The organism is Variovorax sp. P4_D9, from assembly GCF_056401695.1.
In genome coordinates this window covers 1-7,693 of record NZ_JBFUIU010000436.1, presented here as the reverse complement: position 1 = coordinate 7,693, position 7,693 = coordinate 1, and the positions used below count along the sequence as shown (strand labels likewise).

The 7,693-nt window shown below is 64.8% G+C and carries 6 protein-coding genes; all 6 read left to right on the top strand.

The window, feature by feature from the left end; translation table 11 throughout:
• The first annotated feature begins 88 nt into the window (after positions 1 to 88).
• The 6 genes from AC1DY5_RS34195 to AC1DY5_RS34170 all read left to right on the top strand — a co-directional run bounded on the left by AC1DY5_RS34195 (position 89) and on the right by AC1DY5_RS34170 (position 7,693).
• Positions 89 to 1,171, top strand: coding sequence for a ParB/RepB/Spo0J family partition protein (locus AC1DY5_RS34195; RefSeq protein ID WP_478118745.1), 1,083 nt, complete (start codon positions 89 to 91; stop codon positions 1,169 to 1,171).
• Between the two features lie 1,009 nt (positions 1,172 to 2,180).
• Entirely contained in the window at positions 2,181 to 2,408 is a 228-nt protein-coding gene (locus tag AC1DY5_RS34190) for a hypothetical protein (RefSeq protein WP_478118743.1), read from the top strand.
• Positions 2,405 to 4,390: a phage integrase family protein gene (locus AC1DY5_RS34185; RefSeq protein WP_478118742.1), complete on the top strand. Its 1,986-nt coding sequence runs from the start codon at positions 2,405 to 2,407 to the stop codon at positions 4,388 to 4,390. Before AC1DY5_RS34190 ends, AC1DY5_RS34185 begins: the two co-directional genes overlap by 4 nt.
• Positions 4,391 to 4,450: 60 nt before the next feature.
• Complete coding sequence (locus AC1DY5_RS34180) at positions 4,451 to 5,716, top strand: tyrosine-type recombinase/integrase (RefSeq protein ID WP_478118740.1); 1,266 nt, start codon at positions 4,451 to 4,453, stop codon at positions 5,714 to 5,716.
• 184 nt (positions 5,717 to 5,900) lie between these two features.
• Positions 5,901 to 6,686 carry a tyrosine-type recombinase/integrase gene (locus AC1DY5_RS34175; RefSeq protein WP_478118738.1) on the top strand — a complete coding sequence of 262 codons (786 nt, stop codon included), beginning with the start codon at positions 5,901 to 5,903 and terminating at the stop codon, positions 6,684 to 6,686.
• Entirely contained in the window at positions 6,683 to 7,693 is a 1,011-nt protein-coding gene (locus AC1DY5_RS34170) for a tyrosine-type recombinase/integrase (RefSeq protein WP_478118736.1), read from the top strand. Before AC1DY5_RS34175 ends, AC1DY5_RS34170 begins: the two co-directional genes overlap by 4 nt.

Genomic DNA, 7,693 nt, shown 5'->3' with positions numbered 1-7,693 from the left:
ACCTTCTTGCGACTCGACGAAGGCCCCAGTCCGGCCCGCCGCTGCAACATGGGTGGAAACCTGGTTTCCACCGCAATGGAGAATCAAAATGGCTAGCACCCGCAAGCGCCTGGAAGCACTGACGGCCGGTCTGTCGATCCCTGAGGTTCCGCCCGCGGCGGCGCCCAACGCACCCCCGGCCGCGCCGGCGCACCCGAGCTTCCCGGGCGCCGCGGCCGTCGTGGAAACCAGGTTTCCACCGGCGCACATCGGGCATCCTGCGCCCCGCACGGGGCCCGGCCAGATGCTGGCCTTTCGCGGGCAGATGCAGGCCGTCGAGGGCGAGCTGTCTACGCTGCGCGAGCGTCTGCGCCAGTACGACGGCTCGACGCCCACACGCAAGCTGGACCCGGTGACCATCCAGCCGACACGCTGGGCCAACCGCCATGCGGCCTCGTTCGAGAACGCGGATTTCGCGGGCCTCAAGGCCGACATCGAGCAGGCCGGTGGCAACGTGCAGCCAATCCTGGTGCGGCCCGTGCCGGACCAGGCCGACCGCTATGAGCTGGTGTTCGGGCATCGGCGCCACCGCGCCTGTCTGGAGCTCGGTATCCCGGTGCTGGCCGCCATCTGGGTCGACGAACTGGGCGATGCCGAGCTGTTCGCGGCGATGGACCGGGAGAACCGGGAGCGCGCCGATCTTTCGCCCTACGAGCAGGGAATGATGTACCAGCGCGCGCTGGACGAGCATCTGTTTCCGACCCAGCGCCAGTTGGCGGAGAAGCTGGGCGTGAGCCACACCTGGGTTCGCAAGGCCCTGATCGTGGCGCAGTTGCCATCGGCGGTGGTCGAGTGCTTTCGCAGCCCGCTGGAAATCCAGTACCGGCATGCGGAGCAACTCAACGCGGGCCTGGAGAAGGATCGCCGAGCGGTGCTCAAGAAGGCCGAGAAAGTGCGGGGTCAGAAGCTGGTGCCAGCCGGCGTGGTGGCCCGCCTCCTGGGTCTCGACTTGAGCGCAAAGGCCGAGAAGATTGCGATCCGGAGCGAAGGCAAGTCGGTGGGGTCGTGTCAGCGTGCCGTGAACGGGACCGTGACCATCAGCCTGCTGCCAAGCGCGATCACCGACGTGCAGCCCGAGGCGCTTTCGGCCTCGATTTCGGAAGTCCTGGCCAAGCTCCGCGGACTGACCTAGGGGAGCAGGCAGGCGCAATGTGAGTGCCGTTGGGAAACTTATGCCGGCATGCGCAGGGATCCACGACGGAGTGGAAGGACGACGATGGCAAGCGCTTCGTCAGCGTCATCGACCGGGAGGGGAGGACCGACCTTGTCGCTAGACCAGCCGACGAGCGAGCCGCGCAGCGCCAACGCCGGCCACGATGAATGACACCTTCGTGGGCAGCAAGGTCTGCCGCCCACGCAGACCGGATGAGGGCGCAAGGGTCGATGCGACAGTCTTCGTATGAAGTGAATGCTTACACGCCAGGATCACCGTCGGATAGCCGCCGCAGAGCTGGACTACCGCGGCCGGATGCAGGCGGTGGAGGGTGGATCGTCCCATCCCGAGCGCCTGCGCCAGGACGACGGCTTCGATGCCAAGACGCAACCCGGCGAACTGAGCCCGCCGCGCACGTGTGTAGCTCAACCGCCAATCCGCCAAGCCCACCGCAGGAGGCTGGGTGCGGGGTCAGAAGATGGCGTCGGCTGCCGTGGTGGCCTGAGCCCGCTTCGCGCTTGATCGCTGCGCATCACGTGAAGCGCTCGGCCTGAATTTCCTCAAGGTTCTGGGCAAGCTCCACGGACTGGGGCAGGGCCGCGGGCAGCCGCAATGTGAGTGCCATTGGGAAATTCCGCTGCGCCTGGCCTTGGCCCGCGACGTCTGTCGATGCGCCTGCCGCGGCTTACCGTCTGGGCATGCGGCCAGCTCGCAACAGGACGGAACGCCGGTGCCCGCATCTAGCCCTGTTCGCTTTGATTCAGGGAGCGGCCACGTAAGTCCTTGATTTAATTCAATTTCTGGTTGAGTAACGAAGTTACTCCTGACTGTGACACTGCTTTTCTGCATTGATGATTATGTGGATTATCATCAGCCAGAATCGCCGAAGCCCCAGCCCCCGCTCGGCATGAAAAGGGCGTGCCGTTTCGCACACACTGGGGGCGCGAGGCGCAACCGTCCAGCTTTTAATCGGCTATCTTCGTTATCGATGACCACCCTGCCTACGCCGTCCCAGATTGCAAACCTCGACGACGAGCGCCTCGAGCAGCTCGCCACGGGCTGGCGCGCGCAGGCGCTGCGCGGCGACAGGGGGGCGTTTGGCGTTGCGCACGCCTTCGAGGTCGAGCGGCGAAGGCGGCTGCGCGAGAGCGAGCTGCAGCAGCTCGAGCCCCTGGAGCCCGTCGCGCCGCCCAAGCCGTGGTGGAAGTTCTGGTGACCAGGCAACACGGCCCGCCTGCAAACCCCAAAAAGGGCAAGGTCGGGCAGCACCGAAAGCTGCACCGCGGTCATTTCGCCTTCATGCGAGCGCTGGCCCACGGTCTGGACGAGCGCGCGAGCTGGGACCGATACCTGCGGCTGGAAGGCGAGCACACCGACCTCAGAACCGTCCGGCGCACGATTGCCTGGATCCGCGACGAGTTTGCGGCGGCCGCCAAGCGCGAGCACAAGCCCGGAACCGCGCGACTGATCCTGCTCGATCCCGATCGCTTCACGTCGGCGCCGGCGCTGCCGAGCCTGGCCGAGTTCGCGGCGGCGCAGGGCATGGAGGATTTCTCCGAAGCGGAGCAGATCGAGGCCTACGAAGCCGCCTACAAGACGGGGGGCGGGGAGGGCAGCGCGTCAGACCGGCCATCGCGCCGCGCCCGCGTGATCGACCACCAGCTGCAGGCGCTGCGATGGCTCGAGGGCCTGGTGGTGCAGGATGCGCGGCCCACCGACAGCGTCGCGGCATGGCTCAACCCTTCGCTGGCCGCCCGGCTCGAGCGCGGCGGCGTGCCGACGCTTTTCGCGCTGGTCGAACACATCAACGGCATTGGCGCTCGGTGGTGGGTGCGGGTGCCCGGCATCGGTGAACTCAAGGCTGCCCGGATCCTGGATTGGCTGCATGCGAACGAGCAAGCCCTTGGAATGCGTGTGGGTGCTCACGTCGCGCACCCGCGTGCGCAGGTAGCGCGGACCACGTTGGCCGCCGTGGTGCCTGCGGCGACGGCCATCGTGCCCTACGAAAAGTTCGTGCTGCCGGCTGATCTGGACGGCCGTGCAGGCCGCTATCGCGCGCCGCGCGAGAAGTGCCTGCTCATCGCCGCCAACGACCACGAGGCCATCAGCGCGTGGCTGGCATCCAAGCGGCCGACGGATTCGATGGGTGGTGCGACCGGCGAGCTCTCCTCGACCCAGCGGTCGTATCGCAAGGAAGCCGAGCGTTTACTGCTCTGGTCGATCCTCGAACGCAAGAAGGCGCTGTCCTCGCTGTCGCTCGAGGACGCCACCGCCTACCGCAGCTTCCTTGCCGATCCGCCGCCCGCCTGGTGTGGCCCGCGACATCACCAGCGCTGGTCGCCGATGTGGCGGCCGCTGGAAGGAGCGTTGACACCGGTGGCGCTGCGGCAGTCGCTGATCATCTTGAAAAGCTTGTTTGCTTTCCTGTTGGGCCAGGGCTACGTGGTGGGCAACCCGTTCGCTGCGGTGGCGCTGCCACCGAATCCCCAGCGTCCGCTGGGTTCGAGCCGCACCCTGACGTTTGCGCAATGGGACCACATCGATGTCTTGCTGCGGGACCATATCGACACGGAACCAGGGCGGCGCCTTCGGCGCGCCATGCGCTGGCTCTATGCGACCGGGCTGCGCCTGGCCGAGATCACGAACGCGAGGTGCGAAGACCTGGAGCCCGCCGAAAATCTCGCGGCCGATGGATCCAAGGCGCCCGACTGGCTGCTGTCCGTCATCGGCAAGGGCGGGCGCAGCCGGCAGGTGCCCGTGCCCGCTGAATTGGTCGACGAGTTCGGCGACGAGCTGGCGCGGCATGACTTCGATCGGCAGGTCAGCGCCGTCAGCAATCGGGGCATTCATGTGATGGCGCGCTTCGACTCGGGGCTCGCACGGCCGGCAGGCTGGTCCGCTTCAGGGCTCTACCAGGCGATCAAGGCGTTCCTCGCGCATGCGGCCGACAAGCTTGAAGGTGTCGATGCGCAGCAGCTCAGGAAAGCCAGCACGCACTGGTTGCGGCATTCGCATGGCTCGCATGCGCTGCAGGGTAGGGAAGGGCAGGCGCCGGTACCGATTCAGGTGGTGCAGAACAACCTCGGGCACGTGTCGGTAGGGACCACGTCCATGTATTTGGTGCAGTTTCCTGCTATGCGCTCCGAGCCCAAGCCGGCCGCGCCGACAGCCGAACCGAACCAAGTCGGCTCAACATAACAGTCTCATGATCGTCATCCCCGGCGGCCACTGGGGCCGCCATTCATCTGGGAGACGACCATGGAACTGCCCAAGTCTGAAGTGCCGGAATGCTTGTCGTTGGATCAGCTTTGCACCGGCGCCTTGCGCGAACTTGAGAGGCTCGGCTACAGCAGAAGAATGCTCACGCGCTATCGAACGGTCTGGCAGCGCCTGTCGGCATTCGCGAGTGAGCTGAACCTGCAAGGCCAATACTCCACGGACCTCGCGATTCGCTTTGAACAGGCCTACGGGCTGCGCGATGGCGAGTCGACCGAACGAGAGGAGGCTTGGCGCCGGCACCTCGTCTTCTGCGTCAGGGTGCTTGACGACTATGCACGCACGGGTGGCATCGACCGCTTCCTCACGGATATGAAGAAGCTCCAGATCCCGCCGTCGATGGAGAAGCCGCTGAGCTCCTTCGAACGATATGGGCGAGAGCGGCGCCATCTGCGCGCATCGACGCTGCAACAACGAATCCGCGTGGTCGCGACCTTCTTGGCCTTCCTCGGGACGAGGAACGTAGTGATCTTCGATCAGATCCGGCCGGACGACATCGAGGCTTTCGTCACTTCGCGGCAGCACATGACGAAGAAGAGCATCGCCCGGATCGTCTCTGACCTCAGGTCGTTTTTTCAGTTCCTGTTCATGCGAGACGTGTTGCCTCGTGACTTGGGTGCCGTTCTCCCCAGGATCCGGGTAGTGCGCGAAGCCACCATCCCGTCGGTGTGGGAACCAGCGCTCGTTGCCAAGCTGCTCGATTCTGTCGACCGTAGTTCGCCCAAGGGGAAGCGCGACTTCGCGATCCTGCTGCTGGCGTCGCGCCTGGGACTACGCGTCGGCGACATCCGATCGCTGACGCTTGAGGGTCTCGACTGGGATGCCGCCACGATTCGCTTCGCTCAGTGCAAGACCGGTGCGCCACAGTGCTTGCCGCTGGACGAAGAGGTCGGTCAGGCGTTGATCGACTACTTGAAGTTCGCTCGACCGCACGTCGAGCATCGCGAAGTGTTTCTGACGCTGACGCCACCATACGAGCCGTTTTCGGATCACGACAGCCTCGATCGGGTTGTCAACGACTGGAGGCGCCTCGCGAGCATCGAGTTCCGCAGCAGGCAGCGACACGGATTGCACTCGCTGCGTCACACGCTGGCGACGAGGCTTCTGCGAGCCGAGACGCCCTTCCACGTGATCTCCGATGTCCTGGGCCATGCATCGGTCGCGTCGACGCTGATCTATGCCAAGGCCGACGTGGAGATGCTGCGCTGCGCCGCGCTGAACACCGAGGAGATGCGCCATGTCGAATGAACTCTCCACTCCAGACCACCACAGTCCACTGGCACCGCTCATGGAGCGATACGTCCAGGAGCGCCAGGCTTGCGGGTACCGATATGACGAAGCTCGCCGGATACTGGCGCGTCTCGACCGATTCCTTTGCGAGCACGGCCTCGACAAGCGCGAGTTACCTCGAGCCCTGTACCGGACATGGCTCATGAGGCAGCCAAACGAGAGCGTCGGGACGCAGCAAGCTCGCGTGTCGCTGGTTCGGCAGTTCGCGCTGTACATGTGTCGCCACGAGTACCCGGCCGACGTACCGGACAAGTCGTTCACCGCGAAGCCGACGACCTTCTTTATGCCCCGCGTGTTCACGCGCGCCGAGGTTGCGCAACTGCTGCGGGCTGTCGATGGGCTCACACCCTCGGCGAGAGCGCCGCTGCGCCATCTCGTGATGCCTGAGCTCTTTCGCCTCTTGTACGGTTGCGGACTCCGACTCAGCGAGGCGCTGCACTTGCGCGTTGGGGACATGGACCTCGTGCAGGGTGTCATGACGATCCGTGACACCAAGTTCGGCAAGAACCGGCTGGTGCCGCCAGCCCTGGCGCTGGTGCAACGCCTTCAGAGGTACGCGGACGCCCTCGGGCCCCGACCGCCAGACGCCTACTTCTTCCCCTCGGAAGGTGGACGCCCCTGGAGCCTCAGTGGCGTCTACCATCTGTTCCGTAAGCTGCTCATGCGCTGCGGGATTCCGCATGGCGGCCGAGGCAAGGGGCCGCGGGTCCACGATCTGCGCCACAGCCATGCCGTTCACACTCTGCTGCACTGGTGTCGCGAGGGCGCTGACCTCGACGCGAAGCTTCCAGTGTTGGCCACATACCTGGGCCATCAGTCGCTCCAAGGGACTCAGCACTACTTGCATCTGACGGTTGAGTTGTTTCCCGAGGTCGTCAAGCGCGCCAACGCCGCCTTTGAAGACGTCATCCCGCGGAGGCCATCATGAAGCCCACCGATCTGTCGACGCATGTCACCGATTTCCTGACCCGCTACCTGGCTGGGCAGCGCAATCTGAGCCCGAATACCATCAAGGCCTACCGCGACGTGTTCGTTCTGCTGCTGCGGTTCAGCCGCGACGTGCGTGGCGTTGCCGTGGAACGTTTGTCGCTCGCCCAGCTTGATGTGCCGTTCGTCGAGGCCTTCTTGGATCATCTGGCCAACGCCCGGCATTGTTCGGTCCGCACGCAAAACCAGCGGCTCGCCGCGCTGCATTCCTTCTTCCGGTACGTACAGTCGGAGGTGCCTGAGCGATTACTGCAATGCCAGAAGATCCTGGCCATTCCGCTGCAGCGACACCCGCAGCCCAGCGTCGGATATCTCTCCAAGGATCAACTCGTGCAGGTTCTCGCACACCCCGACGCGACGACGGTGCAGGGTCGTAGGGACGCGGTCCTGCTGAGCGTCTTGTACGACACGGGTGCACGCGTCCAGGAGTTGATCGATTTGGACGCCGGCGACGTGCGCCTGACATCGCCTGCGCAGATCCGCCTCATGGGCAAGGGCCGCAAGGTCCGCGTCGTACCTTTGATGGATGCTACGGCACAACTACTTCGCGATCACATGCGAGAGCACGGCCTGGACCGACCCGAACGCATACGCGATCCGCTGTTTTGCAATCGTTGGGGCGAGCATTTCTCGCGCTCGGGTATTCGCTGCCTTCTGCAACGGCATGTTGCACCTGTTGGCTGCACCCACCCGGATTCCATCCAGGCGGTGAGCCCGCATCGGTTGCGCCACACCAAGGGCATGCACCTACTTCAAAGCGGCGTTCCGTTGGAGATGATCCGTGACTTTTTGGGGCATGTCGATGTGAAGACGACGCAGATCTACGCGCGAGCAAATCTCGAGATGAAGCGCAAAGCGCTCGAGAAGGTCGCCGACGAAGCGCTCGTTCCGACCATCCCCTCGTGGCAGAAGAACAAGACCCTGCTCGACTGGCTGCATTCCCTGTAG

Excerpts from the sequence above, each read along its gene's own strand:
- AC1DY5_RS34170 (WP_478118736.1), top strand. The coding sequence starts at position 6,683 with ATGAAGCCCACCGATCTGTCGACGCATGTCACCGATTTCCTGACCCGC.
- AC1DY5_RS34175 (WP_478118738.1), top strand. The coding sequence starts at position 5,901 with ATGAGGCAGCCAAACGAGAGCGTCGGGACGCAGCAAGCTCGCGTGTCG.
- AC1DY5_RS34190 (WP_478118743.1), top strand. The coding sequence starts at position 2,181 with ATGACCACCCTGCCTACGCCGTCCCAGATTGCAAACCTCGACGACGAG.
- AC1DY5_RS34195 (WP_478118745.1), top strand. The coding sequence starts at position 89 with ATGGCTAGCACCCGCAAGCGCCTGGAAGCACTGACGGCCGGTCTGTCG.
- AC1DY5_RS34180 (WP_478118740.1), top strand. The coding sequence starts at position 4,451 with ATGGAACTGCCCAAGTCTGAAGTGCCGGAATGCTTGTCGTTGGATCAG.